Annotated in this window: 13 protein-coding genes and 3 pseudogenes; 8 read left to right on the top strand and 8 right to left on the bottom strand. The window is 47.5% G+C overall.

The genetic code is table 11. The features are described 5' to 3' along the window. Positions 1-186: 186 nt before the first annotated feature. A pseudogene (locus ACTWJ7_RS29440) lies at positions 187-1,394 on the top strand (MFS transporter). 171 nt (positions 1,395-1,565) lie between these two features. Here the strand turns inward: ACTWJ7_RS29440 and ACTWJ7_RS29435 are convergent. The 3 genes from ACTWJ7_RS29435 to ACTWJ7_RS29425 all read right to left on the bottom strand — a co-directional run bounded on the left by ACTWJ7_RS29435 (position 1,566) and on the right by ACTWJ7_RS29425 (position 2,466). After that, entirely contained in the window at positions 1,566-1,769 is a 204-nt protein-coding gene (locus tag ACTWJ7_RS29435; RefSeq protein ID WP_301879751.1) for a hypothetical protein, read from the bottom strand. A gap of 35 nt (positions 1,770-1,804) precedes the next feature. Further along, complete coding sequence (locus ACTWJ7_RS29430) at positions 1,805-2,179, bottom strand: hypothetical protein (RefSeq protein ID WP_301879750.1); 375 nt, start codon at positions 2,177-2,179, stop codon at positions 1,805-1,807. A gap of 125 nt (positions 2,180-2,304) precedes the next feature. Continuing rightward, complete coding sequence (locus tag ACTWJ7_RS29425; protein WP_173405245.1) at positions 2,305-2,466, bottom strand: hypothetical protein; 162 nt, start codon at positions 2,464-2,466, stop codon at positions 2,305-2,307. Between the two features lie 145 nt (positions 2,467-2,611). Here ACTWJ7_RS29425 and ACTWJ7_RS29420 point away from each other — a divergent pair, with 145 nt between their 5' ends. Next, on the top strand, positions 2,612-2,893 hold the full coding sequence (locus ACTWJ7_RS29420) for a hypothetical protein (RefSeq protein WP_079349793.1): 282 nt from the start codon (positions 2,612-2,614) through the stop codon (positions 2,891-2,893). A gap of 329 nt (positions 2,894-3,222) precedes the next feature. Beyond that, positions 3,223-4,959, top strand: coding sequence for an ATP-binding protein (locus ACTWJ7_RS29415; protein ID WP_443146143.1), 1,737 nt, complete (start codon positions 3,223-3,225; stop codon positions 4,957-4,959). A gap of 74 nt (positions 4,960-5,033) precedes the next feature. On the opposite strand, the gene ACTWJ7_RS29410 is transcribed toward ACTWJ7_RS29415, so the two are convergent. Further along, positions 5,034-5,276, bottom strand: coding sequence for an NHLP leader peptide family RiPP precursor (locus ACTWJ7_RS29410; RefSeq protein ID WP_301879748.1), 243 nt, complete (start codon positions 5,274-5,276; stop codon positions 5,034-5,036). A 415-nt stretch (positions 5,277-5,691) separates the two neighbouring features. Next, on the bottom strand, positions 5,692-6,276 hold the full coding sequence (locus ACTWJ7_RS29405; protein ID WP_443146142.1) for a hypothetical protein: 585 nt from the start codon (positions 6,274-6,276) through the stop codon (positions 5,692-5,694). Positions 6,277-6,496: 220 nt separating this feature from the next. Between ACTWJ7_RS29405 and ACTWJ7_RS29400 the strand changes: the two genes are divergently transcribed. Further along, entirely contained in the window at positions 6,497-7,231 is a 735-nt protein-coding gene (locus ACTWJ7_RS29400; RefSeq protein WP_301879746.1) for a hypothetical protein, read from the top strand. A gap of 41 nt (positions 7,232-7,272) precedes the next feature. On the opposite strand, the gene ACTWJ7_RS29395 is transcribed toward ACTWJ7_RS29400, so the two are convergent. From ACTWJ7_RS29395 to ACTWJ7_RS29385, 3 genes are all read right to left on the bottom strand, one after another. Then, positions 7,273-7,821, bottom strand: coding sequence for an acyltransferase family protein (locus tag ACTWJ7_RS29395; protein ID WP_443146141.1), 549 nt, complete (start codon positions 7,819-7,821; stop codon positions 7,273-7,275). After that, complete coding sequence (locus tag ACTWJ7_RS29390) at positions 7,719-8,534, bottom strand: acyltransferase (RefSeq protein ID WP_443146140.1); 816 nt, start codon at positions 8,532-8,534, stop codon at positions 7,719-7,721. Before ACTWJ7_RS29390 ends, ACTWJ7_RS29395 begins: the two co-directional genes overlap by 103 nt. Positions 8,535-8,690: 156 nt before the next feature. Next, entirely contained in the window at positions 8,691-9,680 is a 990-nt protein-coding gene (locus tag ACTWJ7_RS29385) for an LCP family protein (RefSeq protein WP_301879744.1), read from the bottom strand. A 184-nt stretch (positions 9,681-9,864) separates the two neighbouring features. Between ACTWJ7_RS29385 and ACTWJ7_RS29380 the strand changes: the two genes are divergently transcribed. The 4 genes and pseudogenes from ACTWJ7_RS29380 (at position 9,865) to ACTWJ7_RS29365 (ending at position 19,046) form a co-directional block, all read left to right on the top strand. Continuing rightward, entirely contained in the window at positions 9,865-10,416 is a 552-nt protein-coding gene (locus ACTWJ7_RS29380; RefSeq protein WP_301879743.1) for an undecaprenyl-diphosphatase, read from the top strand. A 203-nt stretch (positions 10,417-10,619) separates the two neighbouring features. Then, a pseudogene (locus tag ACTWJ7_RS29375) lies at positions 10,620-12,355 on the top strand (methyl-accepting chemotaxis protein). Between the two features lie 328 nt (positions 12,356-12,683). Further along, positions 12,684-15,676, top strand: a pseudogene (locus ACTWJ7_RS29370) (glycoside hydrolase family 9 protein). 94 nt (positions 15,677-15,770) lie between these two features. Beyond that, positions 15,771-19,046 carry a glycoside hydrolase family 48 protein gene (locus tag ACTWJ7_RS29365; protein ID WP_301879741.1) on the top strand — a complete coding sequence of 1,092 codons (3,276 nt, stop codon included), beginning with the start codon at positions 15,771-15,773 and terminating at the stop codon, positions 19,044-19,046. Positions 19,047-19,159: the final 113 nt, after the last annotated feature.

Here is a 19,159-nt window from a genome sequence, read left to right as displayed (position 1 = left end):
CATACCGTTTTTGCGGACGAGATGGCAATGCAAGGCAGAATATTATGGGTAATAAGGGATGGTGTAAATGCTTACAGAGGTGTAAAATAAGGAAAATGCTTCCGCAGTCAGGGACGTACGGGTCTGTTCCGTCCGCTCCAATACACGGCAGTCCCGTCGTCAGTAACGGAAAGGGCGTGCGGGTATATGGACTTCTCGTGGAAGCGTAATCTGGTGATTTTGTGGATAGGTGTGTTTTTCTGCAGCACCGCATATTCAATCTCCATCCCATTTCTGCCTTTGTTTCTGAGTGGCGAATTGGGCGTTCGTAATCACCTGGAGTTCTGGTCAGGGCTTGCCTTTGGCATCACGTTTCTGGCAAGTGCGCTGGTGTCTCCCTTCTGGGGATCACTGGCTGACAAATACGGGCGCAAGCCAATGCTGATCCGGTCGGGATACAGCCTTGCGGTTTTGTATTTGATCAATTATTTCGTGCAGGACCCGTATTCACTAATTGTGGTTCGTTTGTTTCAGGGATTGCTCGCCGGGTTTGTACCGGCAGCGATTGCACTGGTCGGTACGAACACACCGGAAGAGAAGACGGGGTATGCGCTTGGCATCATGTCTACCGCCGGGGCAACAGGAGGTATAATCGGCCCATTAATTGGCGGTGTAGTAAGCCATTATTACGGCAACCGGAATGCGTTTTTATTTTCCAGTATCGTTGTATTGGTCTCTGCGTTGATTGCAACCTTCTGGGTAAAGAAGAGAACTTCAACCGGAACAAGGCTCGTTCTCATGTGATGGATGACATCCGTGAAGCCCGGGCCAATCGATTGTTTATTACGGTGCTTGGCATGATGGGTATATGTACCTTCTCCGTCATGATTCTGGAGCCATTATTGACCGTGTACGTGATGGAAATGGGCATTCAGCCTGATCGTGCTTCACTTAGCTCGGGAATTATTTTCTCAGCAGTTGGTGTAGCTACGGTCATTATGGCGCCGCGCTGGGGTATGATTGGTTCGCGAATCGGATATGGCAAAGTGCTGATTATTGGCCTTGTGGGTGGGGCAATTGGTAACCTTCTGCAGTTCTTCACTACTGGTTATATCGGATTCGGCATATTGCGATTTGTGTATGGATTGTTCTTCGCTGCGGTGTTCCCGGCGATCAATGCGATGATTGTACAAGTGACTGAACCTGGTTTCCGGGGAAGAGCATTCAGCCTGAATCAGTCGGCTTCCCAGATCGGTACGATGGCGGGACCAATTATCGGTGGTGTTCTGGGTGGCTGGTTACCGATTCGCTGGATTTTTATCATCAACGGATTTGCGCTGCTAATTACCGCCATTGTGGCGAAATGGTCCAGACTGGAACAGAGGTTGCCGGGATCGGGTAAACCTTTAGCGTAGTAGACGAAATGGTTAAATGACTAATCGGATAACAGAGAAATGGGATGGCACTGTAGAGATACGGTGACCATCTCTTTTCGGATGAACGCTTTATCATTGTGAAGAGCACAACAAAAAGAAACCTCTTGGGGAAGAGGTTTCTTTTACGCTCATTGAATGTGCGATACGATCCTATTGATCCTCAGATGTATGTGAATCTTTCCGGTTAACATTCTCCTTCGGAATGGCATGTTCAACAGCATCAAGCTGATCTTCATCCGCTAGAGCTTCTGGAAAGGAATCTTCTGTGAACAAACCAAAATTCGGATCAATATCTCTTTCGGTTACCAGATTTTCCGGCTCATGTGCGAGTCGTTTGTGATCATCCTTCATCATGTTTGCACCTCCTAATCAGGCTGTAGCATGAGGACTTAACGTCGTGGTGGAATATCGTTCTCCGGCTTGGCATCCGCTCCGGCGCCGTTCAGCAGGTCCGTCCCGTGAAGGGCATTGGGGTCGGGTGCGGCGGGATCCACTGGACTATTCGGTTGAATAAGATCAGCATCAGGTACGGATTCGAGTGAAGGCTCCGCTGTCCGTGATTCCAGTTGGGGTTCTTCTGCAGCCGTTAAAGCTACAATGGGTGGGCTAACTGTATCTTCGGTTTCGATACGTCTTCCGGTAACTTCATCAAAAGTGTCTATGTCACCTTCAGGGACTTCGGTTTCCAGTGGAATATCACGGGACCTCTGATAACGGTCGTAGTAACGTTCACTCTCTTCATTGCTGATCGGTCTGTCTGACATAAGTAACACTCCGTTTCAGTGAAATTATATTTGATGGTTATTTGTGAAGGATTCCCTTGTGTTCCCTAAATATGATTACAAATGAAAGTGAAAGATGTACAGATGATAAATCCAACTAATATGCTTTAAAATTTGGGGAATACATATTTGACCAGAAAGTACAGGAATCCAAAGAAAATAATGATATAAGCCGCATATTTGATAAACGTGGAAGCAACCTTACTTGAATCCGATTTATACTGGACATCCTTATGCTCTACCTCTACCGTTTTGTGTGGCTCATTCATTCCAATCATCTCCTTAAAGGTAATGTTTGCTTTGAGGAACCATTACACCCGGCAGGGACAATTGAATCGCACACACCAATTTTACAGCTTTTCATCTTTTGCGTATGTTATGATGAAACATGGATATATGAGGGAGGAATTCCAATTGGATTGGTTTACGTTGGGGAATATGATCACTCGAATCCGAATCGGGCAAAAAGCGTCTACGCCCGGGTTTTCACGTACGGTTATTCGCCGTCCGGACGGGCTGTTCTGGGTAGGTGGGATATGGTCAGGACAGATTGTCCAGTTGAGGGACTATCTTTTCTCAGATATATGGACCATATATGACGATGAGGAAACGGAGCAGTGGTTGGAGTATCGCACACAGATCGAACAGAAAGAGCGCGAAATGATTGTGAACCAGTTCGAAGATCTGCGGGAATAACCGACAAAACACTTCAGTTTCAACAATAAAATGGAAATAAAACTATAAATCTACTAAATTGTGAATTTTCGTTTTCTTCCAAGAAGGTGACACGTTAAACTGTGGCGAATGATAAATGAGAGAACTTGGGGATAGAGAAAATAAGAACTTTGAGGTGCTGTGAATGAAAAATGTGCCCAAAGCTATCATCATCTTATGGATAAGTATGTTGAATATTCTCTGCTTGCCGCATGACTTCGTTTCAGCGACTGCTGGAGAAGTTGACAGACCTGTATCCATAACGGGATGGGAAGTAAAATGGGGGAACGTGCACGATCAGGGATTCATCAGTGAGGTTCAAGGTTTCGGAGGAGATCTGGGAGAAGCAAGGTGCAGAAAAGCTGGAATACAGCAGTGTTGAAGCTCCTACAGGCTCCTTGTGGACTCGTGTGACCATTCCTACAATAAGCGAAGATAGCTCGGCAATCCGTTTTGAAAATATTAAAGGAAATCACATTGTAATCTATCTGGAAGATCGTAAGGTGTATGAGAATTATCATTACAATTATGATAATAACGCGGTGTTGTTACCTTTATCGAGTGAGAATTCAGGTGGTAAACTCTATATATGGTCCGAGAATGAGAAAGGCAGACTTGGCATCTACGGAATGGTTCAGGTTGGGTCTTATGCTACCTTACAGGAAAAGTACATTCACAATGGTCTGCTTGATGTGATACTGGGAGCGACCTTTGTATTCACGGCTCTAACGATGCTAAGCTGCACATTTTTCCTGGGCAAGTTCCATAAAGGGATGTGGATTTCGCTATGTATCGTGATGGGTTCTATCGGAACGATGATTATCACCTATTCGCAGTTTTTATATACGTTCTACCAGGTTTACGGTAATCTGTATTCCGTATTGTTTGATCTGGCGATGCTCATGGGCATGCCTGCACTCTGTTATTTTTTTGAACAAATTATCGGACCAGGTCGTTATGGCATCTTTACCAAACTAAGAAAATTTCAAGTCATCTATTCTGGAGTAGCTGTAGCTGCCCTGATGATCGATTTTATTTCAGGCGGTCAATGGGACATGCTCTACAGTTTGTTGTTTCAGAACGTGATTGGATTCATTCTCGTAATCCTGTTAAGCATCTTAATGATCGGTACCATCTCCAAAGCGCTTCAACGGAGCAGGGAAGCTCTATTGCTGGCTACAGGATTCGGCACATTTGCCTTAATCAGTGTTGCTGAACTACTGTGGTATTACCAGCGTAATGGAACATATCATCTGATATGGTGGAAATGGTCGATGGTTGCTTTTATTATCTCACTTATTGCCATACTGGGAAGCCGATTTGCTGAAAAACATACCAAAGTGCTTGAATATTCGAAAGAGTTGGAATTGTTCAATAATGAATTACAGCGATCCGAGAAAATGGAGATTATTAGCGAACTGGCAGCGTCGGTTGCTCATGAGGTTCGTAATCCGCTGCAGGTGACACGAGGATTCCTTCAGCTTATGACAGAGCAAGAGGATAACAAAAACAAGGGGTACGTGCGGATTGCTCTGGAGGAGCTTGATCGGGCTTCCGGCATTATTACCGACTTCCTGACGTTCGCCAAACCAGAGTTTGATCATATTATCTCCCTGAATATCGCAGATGAATTTAACCATATTGAAGGTATCCTTGTACCGATGGCTAATCTCGAAGGGGGTAAAATAACAACCGACATTCCGCCAGATCTATGGATTAGAGGGAACTCTTCCAAGTTCAAACAGGCCTTTATTAATATTATTAAGAACAGTATTGAAGCTCTGCAAGGACAGGGCCAGATTGATATTTGGGCTTATGCCCAGGATGGGGTCATTAAGGTACATGTTAGAGATAACGGCGAAGGCATGGATGAGGAAGCGTTGGTCCGCCTTGGTGAGCCTTATTTCTCGAACAAAATTAAGGGGACAGGCCTTGGCATGATGGTGACCTTCCGTATCGTTGAAGCCATGCATGGACAGATCAGCTTTACAAGCACAAAAGGGGTAGGAACAGAAGCTGTTGTATCTTTTGCCGCGTTCGTCGAATGACGAGCGGCAGAAGTACAATGGCTTTTTTGTTCGCTACCCCTTCTGATTCAATTCACATATTCAATCTAATTCGTTTAGCTTCTCCACGGTCCGCAATTCACATCATATTGTACTTTGGATGGATTGGGAGGAATTACGAGAACATAGTCGTTCTGTTGTTCTTCAACGGTACGGACTTGAACGTGCTCAGGAATATCAATGCCAAATGCTTCACGAAGCGCTTGCTTCGGGTTGGAGTACAGTTGTTGTCTGAAGTGCTCATCTGTCCAGGCCTTTTCAATAATATCCTCGTGCAACGTTTTCTCTGATACCATCATCGTCAACATTCCCTTCATATTTAAAATTCAACTGTACCAGCTCTTCAATTATGATTAGGACAAATGTTGTTTCTCGCTGATCCAGTAATGAAACCCGCCTTGAAGAAGCATTTTTTGTGCTGTTCAATGTCCTGAACAGCACGTCCCAGCATGTCGCATAAGTAGGAATTAAACGCTTCAAGATGCGGAATGCCCGAGTTAGAAGATGTTAATCTGAGGTTATATTGCTTAGCAATGTCTACATAGGAGTTCATGAATTGAGTATTGTATACATTGTCATGTACACGTTCGCTTAAAGGATGAACCGGATAGTTATGTTCCAGTGCTGCGGATATGTGGGAGAGAAAGCTGTTGTAATTTCCATGCACAGCATCTTGTTTCGTGTCTGTAAAGTCATCTGTCATCTGGAGAGTCATCAGTGCAATGTTGACGGCAGAACATACCGGAGTAATGCGATGCTTCTGTTCCAAAAGAAGCAGTGAGCCAGCAGCTCCAAGCTGAAGTGGGGCGGCTTTTGGGCAATTAAAAGCGGGCTTCTCTTGAAATAATCGATGGAGTTCTCACCGGTGACGCTCATGGCCCAATCCTCGACATACTGTCTGAAATACGTCCAGAACGGGGATGAAAGGCTGAATAGCTCTGAATAGGCACAGATGGCATCGACGTAATACAGATTACCCAGTGACAATTTCAGTGTCACATCTTCGGGACGTTCGTCCATAACTTCATCCTGATTCAAAAAATATAACATATGCATGAGGCAGGCAGTACTCAGTTTGTGTGCTTTCTCTGGAGGTAGTCCATCCGAGAGCTGCAACCACAACGGAATAATGTAGCCGATGTAGCTGTGACCCGAATCTCGTAACAAAGGATTGACCAAATGAATTTGTTCTAGTGCATGTTCTGACATTGGTTCAGGATATTTCTGTACCAGCTGCTCTGCCGCAGCGAACACCACCTCCACATCGGATCTAAACGGATCAAACCATTCTCTCCGCATCGTTTGGTTACGCCCTTCCCGTGATAAAGTGATTAAGGACTATTTGACTAGATCATGAAGTTACTTTCAGTATACCGGAAAAGAATAGAAAAAAATAGGAGGTTTTGTGATGAATTGTGAAAAAAACAATGACATTTTGTATTTTTATGGCATAAAAAAGCGGAAGTTAGGCTCAAACTAAGAAAGCACAGGATTTTGACATACGAAAGGAAGAAGAGAAATGAAATACAATTGGAAGAAATGGATGGCGGCCGGACTGGCAGCCGTATTTATAACAGCAGCAACCGGCTATACGGCATTCGCTGATCCAAATGGATCTGTTGAAGATCATGTGGCGACACCATCCTCCTCCACGAATCAGACCAAGCCATGTATGCAGGCAGGTCACGGCCTGTTTATGATTGGAGAAACCGCAGATCTGCTCGGCATTGGGCTCCGGGACTTAAAGGAACAGATGGAGCTTGGCAAAACGCTGACTCAGATTGCTAAGGAACGCAAGGGACTTAGTGAAGATCAATTGTTGGAGAAGCTGAAGCCTTCCCTCTCTCAGCGATTGGATAAAGCAGCCGAAGAAGGCTGTCTCACGAAGGAGCAGGCAGCAGCAGCCAAAGCGGGTATGGATACCAAGCTGAAAAAGGTAATCAATACACCACTGCGGGAATTAAGACGTGATTTTGCTCACCACGGTAATAGACGTCCGATGATGGACAAGGGCGCTATTGCCCGCTTTATCGGCATCACCCCGGAACAGCTCCATCAGCAGCTTCAGAGCGGGAAGTCCCTGGCTGAAATTGCTCAGGCAAAAGGTATTAGCGAAACGCAGCTGGTTGACAAGCTGAAGGAGCAATTGACAGGTGACCTGAAAAGATTCGTTAACCAGAAGGGCAATGCACACCAAGCCCCTGGTCCTCACGAACCTGTACCGGGAAAATCCGCTTCTACAGAAGTGAAGTAAAAAAGAGCGTCTTCCACAAGGGAGACGCTTTTTCTATACGACTAAGACTGGCTGGTTTCCGGACTGCGATTGGCGCTGGCTGACGGATTGCGCTCGGGTGAACTTGTTCTGCCCGTGCCCGGAATAACAGCATGATGCAAGCGACGGCCTGGGCGCTTCTTCCGTTGTAATCCTATGGTAAAGCGAGAACCCGGAAGTTTGGACAGTCCCCAGCTGATGGCAAGAGCCGTCGCCACGGTGACGAGAAACGACAACAATGTTACGGGCAGATGCCATTCCGTTAGCGTAAGTGGCCGGGTAATATACGCGATGCAGTAGAGAACCAGTGCATGAACAAGATAGCCGCCAAACGAATATCGGCCAATCCACGTCAGAAGACGCTGAAATGGGGTATCTTTGCCTCGCAGCAGTACCAGGAACCCATAAAACATAAACATCTGAGCCATGATGATAATAAATGTCGTCGGTTTCAGATAGGTTGAGATATTCAGGTTAACAACATCCCCGATCCCCGCAGTACATCGTATCCAAGCCAGATGTACATTCCGATAAACAGACAGACCATCCAGGGCAATGCCCTCGCAGTCCATCCCCTCCAGCTATCCACGGACCACGCACATACTGCACCTAGCAAAAAGTAGAACCAGTACATAATCCATGAATAGGAACGATACTGAAGCAGGCCTGCCCAGGGCTGTGGTAGAGATGCTGTCCATCCTGCCATATCGTAGTAGGACCATTTCATAAGCAATGTGTATAATGCCATTCCTATGAGAACCAAAGTAATAATCGATTGCATCGGGGTGAAACGAGTCACTTTTTCAATACGTCTTTGAATGAACTTGGCTCCCGCCAGAAACAGGGGGAACAAAATATAGAACTGAAATACCATAATCACAAACCACAGATGATATCCCGTCTGGGGGAGGAACAGTTCACGAACGAGACTACGGAAGTCCGGCATACCCGAAAGCCAGAACTCAGGGGTAAATACCCGGACAAACAACCAGTAGATGAACGTCCATACCACAAAGGGCACATAAATATCTCCAAACCGTTTGCGGATAAACCGGGGGTAATCCGGTTTGGTGTGACTGTGATGGTAGAAGAGCATTACACCGGACAGAAAGACGAATGTCGGGGTACCAAAACGAGTCAGATGATAAATCATGGTCAGCATGACGGAGTCAGGTTGTTCAATATCGGCGCGATATATATATTCAGCGATGTTATGCTGCATCACAATGGCGAGAAATGCAAGGCCGCGCAGTTGAGTCCATTCCACGATTCGCGGTTTATTCACTTGTAATCCTCCTTCTGTAACCGGAATTCATCATTTAAGGGTACATGCTAAACATTAAGGCTGCATTAAATGGGGGAAATAGGTACAAAAAAAGACGGCGTTCGCCGTCTTTTAATCAAATTAGCCGATGTTATCATTGCTTCATTTTCATTTAATTCAGTTCAAGTCCTGTACCTTCGTTGAATCATCCTCTGAAGATTTGGCATCTTCCTCAAACAGATTCTGAATGTATGCCTGGAGCTTCGGTTTATTCACACCGAGTACCTGAGCAGAACCTGCAAGCTCATTGGTTAGCAGCTTGTTAGGAGGAATCTGCTGTTTATCAATTTCATTCACATTAATATCAAATCCGAGCGAAGCCAGTTTTAACATTTGTGTTGGACTGAGGTCTGTCTCGATATATGGAGCGACAGCTTCCAATATATCAGGGATTTTGAAGAGCGAAGTGGTGCTTTGCATCTTCTTGGCCAGCTCAGTCATGAAAATCCGCTGCCGTTCGGTACGCGTAAAGTCCGAGGTGGCATCGTGCCGGAACCGGACATATTGCAGGGCAGTCTTGCCGTCCATATGCTGAAGTCCTTTTTTGAGGTCAATATCGTACATATGTTTATCTGCCTTGCTGGTATAATACATGTCTTTCTCCACATCAATGTCGATCCCGTCCACAGCATCAACCAGCGCCATGAATCCGATAAAATCGGTATACACGTAATGCTGAATAGGGATGCCAAGCAAGTCACCGACCGTTTGTTTGGTTAATTCCGCTCCACCGTAGGAGAAGGCTGCATTGAGTCTGCTCTTGCCATGTCCAGGAATCTCAACATATGTATCCCGCAGTATAGAGAAGAGATGGGCTTTCTTGGATACCGGATCAATGGACGCAACCATGACTGAGTCTGAACGGCCCGGATCATCTCCTCTGGTGTCACCTCCAAGCAGCAAAATGTTAACTCGTTCCTTCCCTTCCCATTTGGGAACAGGGGTAGTTGGGGTGTCTGTATTTTTGTTGTTGTCAGAAGAGGAGGTGTCCGAAGCGGTTGAGATGCTATTAGCAAAATGAACGATCGAGTATCCGTAATATACAATGACACCCGCTATGGCAAGTGCCAGGGTTAGGGAGGTCCCCCATAACCATTTCTTAAGCATAATCTTCACCTTTCTATGAATGAACTATTATGTAACCCAAACTAGTTTAACAAAAAGTAAGAGAATTGTCCTCTTTGATTTCGAAAGTTCGGCTACCAGGCGATATGTTTGACAAATAGTTAGTGTATATTTAATATGTAAAAAATAATCGTGTTTTGTGTAATGGAGGTATTAAACGACTGTTATGAATCAATCTGTATTTAATTGGATCAACCAGTTTGCAGACCGAATTCCGTTTCTGGACTGGTTTATGATTACATCGGCTGAATATGCGGTTTGGGTTATGATAGGACTGCTTGTGATTGTGTGGTTTCTTGGTAATCCGTCTAAGCAACGAATTGTGTTTTATGCGTGTGTAGCTTCAATAATAGCGCTGGGTCTGGCAAAATGGGGAATTTCACCTGCGGTTGGTCATCCAAGGCCGTTTGTAGAAGGCACCGTGAATCAACTGGTTCCGCATGTGCCAGATCCATCTTTTCCAAGTAAACATGCTTCCTTTGTATTCGCGCTCGCTGCAGCTTCGTTTTTTATCGGTCGACGATTCGGAGCATGGATGCTGCTGCTTGCTGTGTTGACAGGAGTCTCGCGTGTCTACGTAGGTGTACATTATCCTGGGGATATTCTGGGCGGATTCATTCTGGGTAGTCTGGTCAGTGTAATCCTGATTGCTACGCGTAATTATACCAAGTCGATTCCCGATTTCTTCATTAACATTCATCGGCGGATTTTTCGTTAGTTCTGGAACGTATACGTTTGAGATGAGAGGTACATTCGTATAGAGTCCCAAGTTCCTTGGCATAGCCAAAGAGTTGGGGCTTTTTTTGCGTTAATTTCGGAGTTACATGAAATTTCTGAAAATCGAAATCGGATATCTACAATTCATGACGATAGGTGTCGATATATTATATAGTTATGCGCTAAAGCTAAGGAGTGGGGAATATGAAAGGTTCGCGGGGAAACGTGATGGGGAAGCTTAGATTTACAATTCGGATGAAGTTACTGACTGGATTTTTAATGGTTGTGGCGTTGCTTGCTTTTGTCAGCATATATGCGCTCACCCAAATCCATGGTATGTCAAACAAAGCCGATGATGTGGACAAGACATGGATGCCCAGTGTATCTTTGTTGGGCCAGATGAATGGGGACATATCCGATGTGGAGCGGCTTGCTCTGGCCATCATTGTTGAACAGGATGAAAATGAAACTGCCAAGATGAATGAATCTCTGGAACAGCTCCTGGTCAAGATTGAGGATGAACGTAAACAGCTGCTAGTCTTCATTGAAGACAATGCAGAGGCAATGAAACTTTACAATGAGTTCAGTACGAACTACGAGAGCTATATCGCAAAAATGCCCGCATTCATTGAATTAGGCTTGAATAACAATTACAACGAAGCCAGCAAACTACACACTGCGGCATATTCATTATGGTATTCAGCCAACGATACCATTGCCCAATTGATTGTAATGGGGAATGAAGGATCAGATTCGGCTACGAATGCATCGGTTGATCTGGCCGAAAAAGCATTTAATATTATTTTGGGAGTAACCATTGTTGCTTTCCTGATGGCTATGTTTATTGCCTTCTTCATTGCAAGCATCATCTCACGTCCAATTCAGAAGATGAATGCAGCGGCGATGTTGATTGCAGGTGGGGATCTGACTAGTGAGAAGATCGTGCTCAAGAACAAGGATGAACTGGGAACGCTGGCTGATTCCTTCAATACGATGACAGGCAACCTGCGGGAGATGATTCAATCTGTATCGATGACATCCGAACAGGTAGCTGCTTCCTCGGAGGAACTTCTGGCAAGTGCAGAACAGAACACCAGAGCATCGGAACAGATCTCCGAAACGGTTGAAGAATTGGCCGTGGGTACATCCGATCAAGTAGATATGGTGAAGCGTTCTTCCCAGGCGATGAGTGAAATGGCTCTTGGTTCGGAACAAATTGCCGAGCTTGCTCAAAGTGTATCTGTATCTGCTGTTGATGCAGCGAATCAGTCTGCTGAAGGAAATATGATTATTCAGCAGGCTGTTGAACAGATGGGTTCTGTTCGTAATTCCATTGCGTCGTTGACAGAACTGGTTACAGGGCTGGGAGAACGTTCAGCAGAGATTGGTACCATTACCGAGGTTATCAACAATATTGCTCGTCAGACCAATCTTCTTGCATTGAATGCAGCGATTGAAGCGGCACGTGCAGGGGAGCACGGGCGTGGTTTTGCGGTCGTAGCTGGAGAAGTGCGGAAGCTGGCAGAGGAGTCTTCTACATCTGCACAACGGATTACGGATCTTGTGCAATTAATTCAGAAGGATACAGATCATGCCGTGCAGGCTGTGAAAGTAAACAGCAATGAAACAGAGGCCGGAATTGAGATTGTAACCGCGGCAGGACAAGCATTTGAGCAAATTTCAAACGTAGTGAACAAGGTTGCTGGTGAAATTCAGGAAGTATCCGCAGGTTCGGAGGAAATGTCAGCAAGTACGAATGAAGTTGTAGGGTACGTGGATCAGATCTCCAACATTGCTGGGGAAGCAGCAGGTGGCGTGCATAATGTATCTGCGGCAACCCAGCAGCAGCTGGCTTCGATGGAAGAGATTGCTTCATCCGCGGCTCTTTGTCCAAAATGGCAGAAGAGTTGCAGGAGCAAATCAACAAGTTTAGAGTGTAGACGATCCAAAAGACGGGTGTTCAGACTGAATAATGGAATTGATCATAATTCAGCCTGTACCAAGGGTGATACGAATTATCAGGACTGTTTCTCATATCGCGTTCATGCGATATGAGAAGCGGTCTTTTTTGTCATAACACTCCCCAAACATGTCACAACAATGTTATTTCAGAAGTCACCAGCGCTGATATTGCAACTGAAACAAAAGACTATAATGGTAATTAATGGTGGAATACACGGAGTCACACCATAGAAAGGAGCGGGTCATTACATCAGTGTAATTGGAAAATGCGAGATACCGATTGTAAAAGGAGATGAATGGTTGAAGATGAAGGGAAGCTGGTGGAGACGAGTCGCTATTCTCGCGTTATCGACAGGGCTACTGGCAGGAAGTACATCCATACAGGCATGGAATGGCAAGGCAGATGCGGCTGCCGGGAACCATAACTATGCGGAAGCATTGCAGAAGGCGGTTTATTTCTATGAAACCCAGCGTTCAGGGAAATTGCCGGAAGACAACCGGGTTGAATGGCGTGGTGATTCAGGATTAAATGACGGAGCGGATGTTGGGGTTGATTTGACCGGAGGATGGTACGATGCTGGAGATCATGTGAAATTCGGCCTGCCTATGGCCTATTCTGCTACGATGCTTGCCTGGTCTGTTGTGGAATACCGCGAAGGGTACGAACAGGCAGGACAATTGGAAGAGATTAAGGATAATTTGAAATGGGCGACGGATTATTTTGTGAAAGCGCACACGAAACCAAATGAATTATGGGGCAGGTCGGAGCGGGCAATACGGACCATGCTTGGTGGGGACCGGCTGAAGTGATGCAAATGAGTCGTCCTGCATTTAAGATTGATGCATCCTGTCCGGGAAGTGAGCTTGCGGGAGAAACCGCAGCGGCACTCGCTTCTTCATCTATTGTGTTCCGGGACAGTGACCCGGCTTATGCCAACAAGCTGCTCCAGCATGCCAAGGAGCTGTACAGCTTCGCTGATACGTATCGAGGCAAATATTCGGATTGCATTACAGATGCCCAATCGTTCTACAATTCATGGACAGGTTACTATGATGAACTCGCCTGGGCTGCAACATGGTTATATATGGCGACAAATGACAGCGCTTACTTGTCCAAGGCGATTGCTACGGCGAATCTGTGGCAGGCGGATGGACAGAACGGGAATTGGGCTTATACATGGACCCAAGGCTGGGATGACAAACATTACGGTGCCCAGATTCTATTGGCTCGTATTACGTCGAGTCTGAACATGCCAGAAGCGACACGGTTCATTCAATCAACAGAGCGCAATCTGGATTATTGGTCGGTAGGCACGAATGGACAACGAATCAAGTATACACCGGGCGGGCTTGCCTGGCTTGATACATGGGGATCGCTCCGTTATGCAGCGAATGCATCCTTTATTGCTTTTGTGTATTCCGACTGGGTCAGTGATCCGGTGAAGAAAGCAAGGTATCAGGACTTTGCCGTCTCTCAAATGAACTATATTCTGGGGGATAATCCTCGCCAGAGCAGCTATGTGGTCGGTTATGGACAGAATCCGCCTAAACACCCACATCACCGGACCTCCCACAGTTCATGGACGAACAATGAAAATGTACCTTCCGAGCATCGTCACACGTTGTACGGCGCGATGGTTGGTGGACCGGATGCCTCGGATGCCTATACCGATTCTATTGGTGACTATGTCAGCAATGAGGTGGCGACCGATTACAATGCAGGATTTACAGGCGCGTTAGCCAAGATGAATCTGCTGTTCGGCCAGAATGATCAGCCCATTGCGAATTTCCCGGCTCCCGAGGTGAAGACGGATGAGTTCTTTGTCGAAGCTGCCGTGAAAGCGTCCGGTTCCAATTACACGGAAATCAAGGCTCAACTGAACAACCGTTCGGGTTGGCCTGCGCGAATGGGGGATAAGTTATCTTTTCGCTATTTCGTGGATCTGAGTGAAGTTTACGCTGCAGGATATACCGTTTCCGATGTCCATGTTACAACCGCATATGCCGAGGGAGCGACTGTATCCCAACCGGTTGTGGTTGATGCAGGAAAACGAATTTATGCGGTTACTGCGGACTTTACTGGGACTAAGATCTATCCAGGCGGGGAAGGACATTATCGCAAAGAGGTTCAGTTCCGCATTACCGGCCCGCAGGGCGCATGGAATGCAAATAATGATCATTCATTCCAGGGTTTGGGCACAGGCAATGTGGCGAAGAGCACATATCTTCCGGTCTACGATGCCGGAATGCGGATATACGGCCAGGAGCCTAGTGTCACACCAGCTGTTACACCTATTGCACCTTCGGGGGTGCAGGCTGTATCAGGGAATGCTCAGGTCATCCTGAACTGGGTAGCATCGCCTGGGACAGAATCGTACACCGTAAAGCGTGCCGAGGTGAGTGGGGGTCCATATACTTCTGTCGCGACAGGTGTACATGGATTAACATACACGAACACGGGGCTCACGAACGGGAAGACCTATTTTTATGTGGTGACGGCTGTGAATTCAGCAGGGGAATCGCCCGGATCTGCACAAGTCTCTGCCACGCCGCAGGCTGGAACGTCTGTGCCGGGGATGCTGACATTAAGCGGTACGGCAGGTAATGCACAGTCGATTCTGACCTGGACGGCAGCAACGGGAGCTGAGACTTATAAGGTACAGCGCTCCGTTGTGGGCGGCGCATATGCCGATGTGGCAACTGGATTGGCAGTGCTGAATTACACCGATGCAACAGCAGTAAATGGCACGGCGTACAGTTATCGAATTGCCGCGGTGAATGCGAGCGGACAGACGTTGTCCAATATCGTGACGTTGACACCGAATGTGCCTCCGGCAACGACAGGCACGCTTGAGGTGCAGTATCGTAATGGAGGATCAGGTGCTTCCGGCAATGCGGTGACTCCGCAGTTTAATTTGAAAAACACAGGGACTCAGCCGATCGATTTGAGTACTGTGAAGCTGCGGTACTATTTTACGAAGGACGGCACTGGAGATCTGACCTTCTGGTGTGATTATGCCCAGATCGGCAGTGCCAATATTGAAGGCAAATTTGTCACGCTGACTCCGGCAAAGGGAACAGCCGATACGGTTTTGGAGATCAGCTTCAAATCCGGGGCTGGCAGCCTGGCTGCCGGAGCGGAGACGGGCGTAATCCAGGGGCGGTTTTCCAAGAACAATTGGAGTAATTTCGATCAGAGCAACGACTATTCCTATGATGCAACCAAGACGGTTTTTACCACCTGGAATCAGGTAACTGGGTATCAGGGAGGTACGAAGGTATGGGGCATCGAGCCGTAACTTTAAAGGTAGATCAATATAACAAATCAGATCAACAGCATGTGCAGACCCAGAGTAATTCAAATTGAATTCACCATTCCAGGGAGGTATATACATGTTGAAATCAGCTGCCAAAAAAAGTTTGTCTGCCATGCTTGCAGGGACCGTAATGCTGACCGGGTACACCGGTTTGTGGGCAGGTCCCCAGACGGCTTATGCCGAAGAGCAGACCGTTGATGCTCAGGCGGACGGAATCAATGAAGCGCGATTTTTGCAATTGTATGATCAGCTGAAAGATCCGGCAAACGGTTATTTTTCTCCAGAGGGCATTCCCTATCATTCCATTGAAACGCTGATGAGTGAGGCACCGGATTATGGGCACATGACGACATCCGAGGCGTACAGTTACTGGCTCTGGCTGGAAACGATGTACGGTCACTATACGGGCGATTGGTCCAAACTGGAAGCGGCCTGGGACAGCATGGAGAAATACATCATCCCTGTCAATGAAGGCGACGGCAAGGAAGAGCAGCCTACGATGAGTTATTACAATCCGAACAGCCCGGCTACTTATGCAGCGGAAAAACCTTTTCCGGATCAATATCCTTCAGCTATTAACGGGCAGTATGCAGCTGGGAAAGACCCACTGGATGCCGAGCTGAAAGCTTCCTATGGCAACAATCAGACGTACCTGATGCACTGGCTGCTGGATGTGGATAACTGGTATGGATATGGTAATCTGCTGAATCCGAATCATACAGCGGCTTACGTGAATACGTTCCAGCGTGGAGAGCAAGAGTCCGTATGGGAAGCCATTCCACACCCGTCTCAGGACAATAAAACGTTTGGCAAAACGGGCGAAGGTTTCATGAGCCTGTTCACCAAGGAGACCCAGGCACCGGCAGCCCAGTGGCGTTATACCAACGCAACGGATGCTGACGCACGTGCAGTGCAGGTACTGTATTGGGCGAAGGAGATGGGCTACACCAATACAGCGTATCTGGATAAAGCGAAGAAGATGGGTGACTATCTGCGCTATGGGATGCACGACAAGTACTTCCAGAAGATCGGAAGTGCCAAGAACGGCACACCGACGGCCGGTACGGGCAAAGACTCCAATATGTATCTCATGGCGTGGTATACCTCATGGGGCGGCGGACTTGGTGAGGGCGGCAACTGGGCTTGGCGGATTGGCGCCAGTCATACACATCAGGCATACCAGAATCCGGTGGCAGCTTATGCCTTGTCTGATTCGGCAGGTGGCCTGATTCCCAAATCGACAACAGCCAAGGCAGATTGGAATGCATCGCTGAAGCGCCAATTGGAATTCTACACCTGGTTACAGTCTCACGAAGGGGCGATTGGCGGCGGAGCGACGAACAGTTTTGATGGTTCCTACAAAGCGTATCCTGCCGGAACGAGTACGTTCTACGACATGGCTTATCAGGAAGCTCCGGTATATCGTGATCCCGACTCCAACACGTGGTTCGGATTCCAAGCCTGGTCGCTGGAACGTGTAGCGGAGATGTATTACATTCTTGCCGAGAGCGGAGACCTCAGCTCTGAGAACTTCCAGATGGCCAAAAAAGTCATCACCAAGTGGGTCGACTGGGCCAAGGATTATGTATTCGTTGATGAGCGTCCGGTGACGGATGCACAAGGATATTATTTGAATGCGGCGGGCCAACGGATTCTTGGCGGTACCAACGCACAGGTTGCCACTACACCTGCACCGGGCGAATTCTGGATTCCAGGCAGCCAGGAATGGCAGGGGCAGCCGGACAAGTGGAATGGGTTCAGTTCCTTTACGAACAATCCGAACTTTCATGTGGTAACCAAAGATCCTGCTCAGGATACAGGTGTGCTGGGGAGCTATATCAAAGCCTTGACGTTCTTTGCTGCGGGGACTCAAGCAGAAAGCGGCGTGTTCAGTAACAAAGGACAGGAAGCCAAAGATATGGCCGAGAAGCTGCTGAATACAGCATGGGATTACAATGATGGTGTAGGGATCGTGACCGAAGAAGTTCGTAAAGACTACTTCCGCTTCTTCGCCAAAGAGATTTACATTCCGGCAAACTGGACGGGAACCTTCGGTCAGGGCAATACCATTCCGGGTACGGCCGGCGTACCTTCTGATCCTGCCAAAGGGGGGAATGGCGTATATATTGGCTACGCTGACCTTCGTCCAGCCATCAAGCAAGATCCGGCATGGGCTTATCTGGATAATCTGTACAAAACGTCTTATAATCCAACAACGAAAAAATGGGAAAATGGCGCACCAACCTTTACGTATCACCGCTTCTGGTCACAGGTGGATATGGCTACGGCATATGGCGAATATGATCGTCTCCTCGGAGACGCAGGAGGCCCAGTGATCCAAGTGCCAGCAGCTCCGGCGGGGCTGACAGCGGCAGCAGGCAGTGAGCAGGCCGTTCTGAACTGGAATCCTGTATCGGGTGCCACTTCTTACACGGTAAAACGTGCAGAGGTGAACGGTGGCCCGTATACTTCCGTAGCAACGGGGGTAACCGGTTCGACCTTCACAAATACAGGACTGACCAATGGCAAAACGTACTATTATGTGGTGACCGCAGTGAATACGGCAGGTGAATCGGCACCGTCTGCTCAAGCATCCGCTACTCCGCAGGCGGGAACGTCCGTACCGGGAGTGTTAACCCTTACGGGAACCGCAGGCAATAATCAGGCTGCACTGACATGGACCGCTTCGACCGGAGCTGCAAGTTACAAGGTACAACGCTCGGTAGCAGGTGGAGCCTACGCCGATCTGGCTACAGGACTGACGGCACTAACGTACACCGATGCCACGGCAGTGAACGGTACCGCATACAATTACCGAGTGGTGGCCGTAAATGCAAGCGGGCAGACCTTGTCCAATGTCGTGACGGTGACCCCAACAGCGCCTCCTGTAACAACAGGTGCACTTGAGGTGCAATACCGCAATGGCGGTTCAGGGACGTCAGGGAATGCGGTGACCCCGCAGTTCAATATCAAGAACACAGGCACGACAGCCGTGGATCTGAGCCAGGTGAAGGTGCGGTATTATTTTACGAAGGATAGTGCATCCGATCTGAGTTTCTGGTGTGATTACGCTCAGATTGGCAGTGCCAACGTTGAATCTCATTTTGTGACGGTAGATCCGGCAAAAGGGACAGCGGATACGTATCTGGAGATTGGTTTCAAATCCGGGGCAGGCAGTCTGGCAGCGGGGGCGGAGACTGGAATTATCCAGGGGCGCTTCTCGAAGAACAACTGGACGAATTTTGATCAGACCAATGACTACTCTTTCGATGCTACCAAAACGGCCTTCACTGCCTGGAACAAGGTGACCGCTTATATTGGCGGAGTCAACGCATGGGGCATTGAGCCATAATCAACTCATATTGAAACAGAGTACAGCCGGGGAGAAATCTCCGGCTTTTTGCATGTTGGAGGCGTTTATGTTCTTCAGGTAAGCAGCTGGATCGGGAAATGAACCATAGTAAT

The sequence above is a fragment of the Paenibacillus sp. 1A_MP2 genome, assembly GCF_052244825.1.
Classification (GTDB): Bacteria; Bacillota; Bacilli; order Paenibacillales; family Paenibacillaceae; genus Paenibacillus; species Paenibacillus vandeheii.
Note: the sequence above shows the minus strand (reverse complement) of the source record. Positions and strands in the feature narration are given on the sequence as shown.

Bases quoted from the DNA above. Each gene is read 5' to 3' on its own strand.
- ACTWJ7_RS29435 (WP_301879751.1), bottom strand. From the start codon at position 1,769: ATGATGAAGGATGATCACAAACGACTCGCACATGAGCCGGAAAATCTG.
- ACTWJ7_RS29430 (WP_301879750.1), bottom strand. From the start codon at position 2,179: ATGTCAGACAGACCGATCAGCAATGAAGAGAGTGAACGTTACTACGAC.
- ACTWJ7_RS29425 (WP_173405245.1), bottom strand. From the start codon at position 2,466: ATGAATGAGCCACACAAAACGGTAGAGGTAGAGCATAAGGATGTCCAG.
- ACTWJ7_RS29410 (WP_301879748.1), bottom strand. From the start codon at position 5,276: ATGATGGTATCAGAGAAAACGTTGCACGAGGATATTATTGAAAAGGCC.
- ACTWJ7_RS29405 (WP_443146142.1), bottom strand. From the start codon at position 6,276: ATGCGGAGAGAATGGTTTGATCCGTTTAGATCCGATGTGGAGGTGGTG.
- ACTWJ7_RS29400 (WP_301879746.1), top strand. From the start codon at position 6,497: ATGAAATACAATTGGAAGAAATGGATGGCGGCCGGACTGGCAGCCGTA.
- ACTWJ7_RS29395 (WP_443146141.1), bottom strand. From the start codon at position 7,821: ATGGACTGCGAGGGCATTGCCCTGGATGGTCTGTCTGTTTATCGGAAT.
- ACTWJ7_RS29385 (WP_301879744.1), bottom strand. From the start codon at position 9,680: ATGCTTAAGAAATGGTTATGGGGGACCTCCCTAACCCTGGCACTTGCC.
- ACTWJ7_RS29380 (WP_301879743.1), top strand. From the start codon at position 9,865: ATGAATCAATCTGTATTTAATTGGATCAACCAGTTTGCAGACCGAATT.
- ACTWJ7_RS29365 (WP_301879741.1), top strand. From the start codon at position 15,771: ATGTTGAAATCAGCTGCCAAAAAAAGTTTGTCTGCCATGCTTGCAGGG.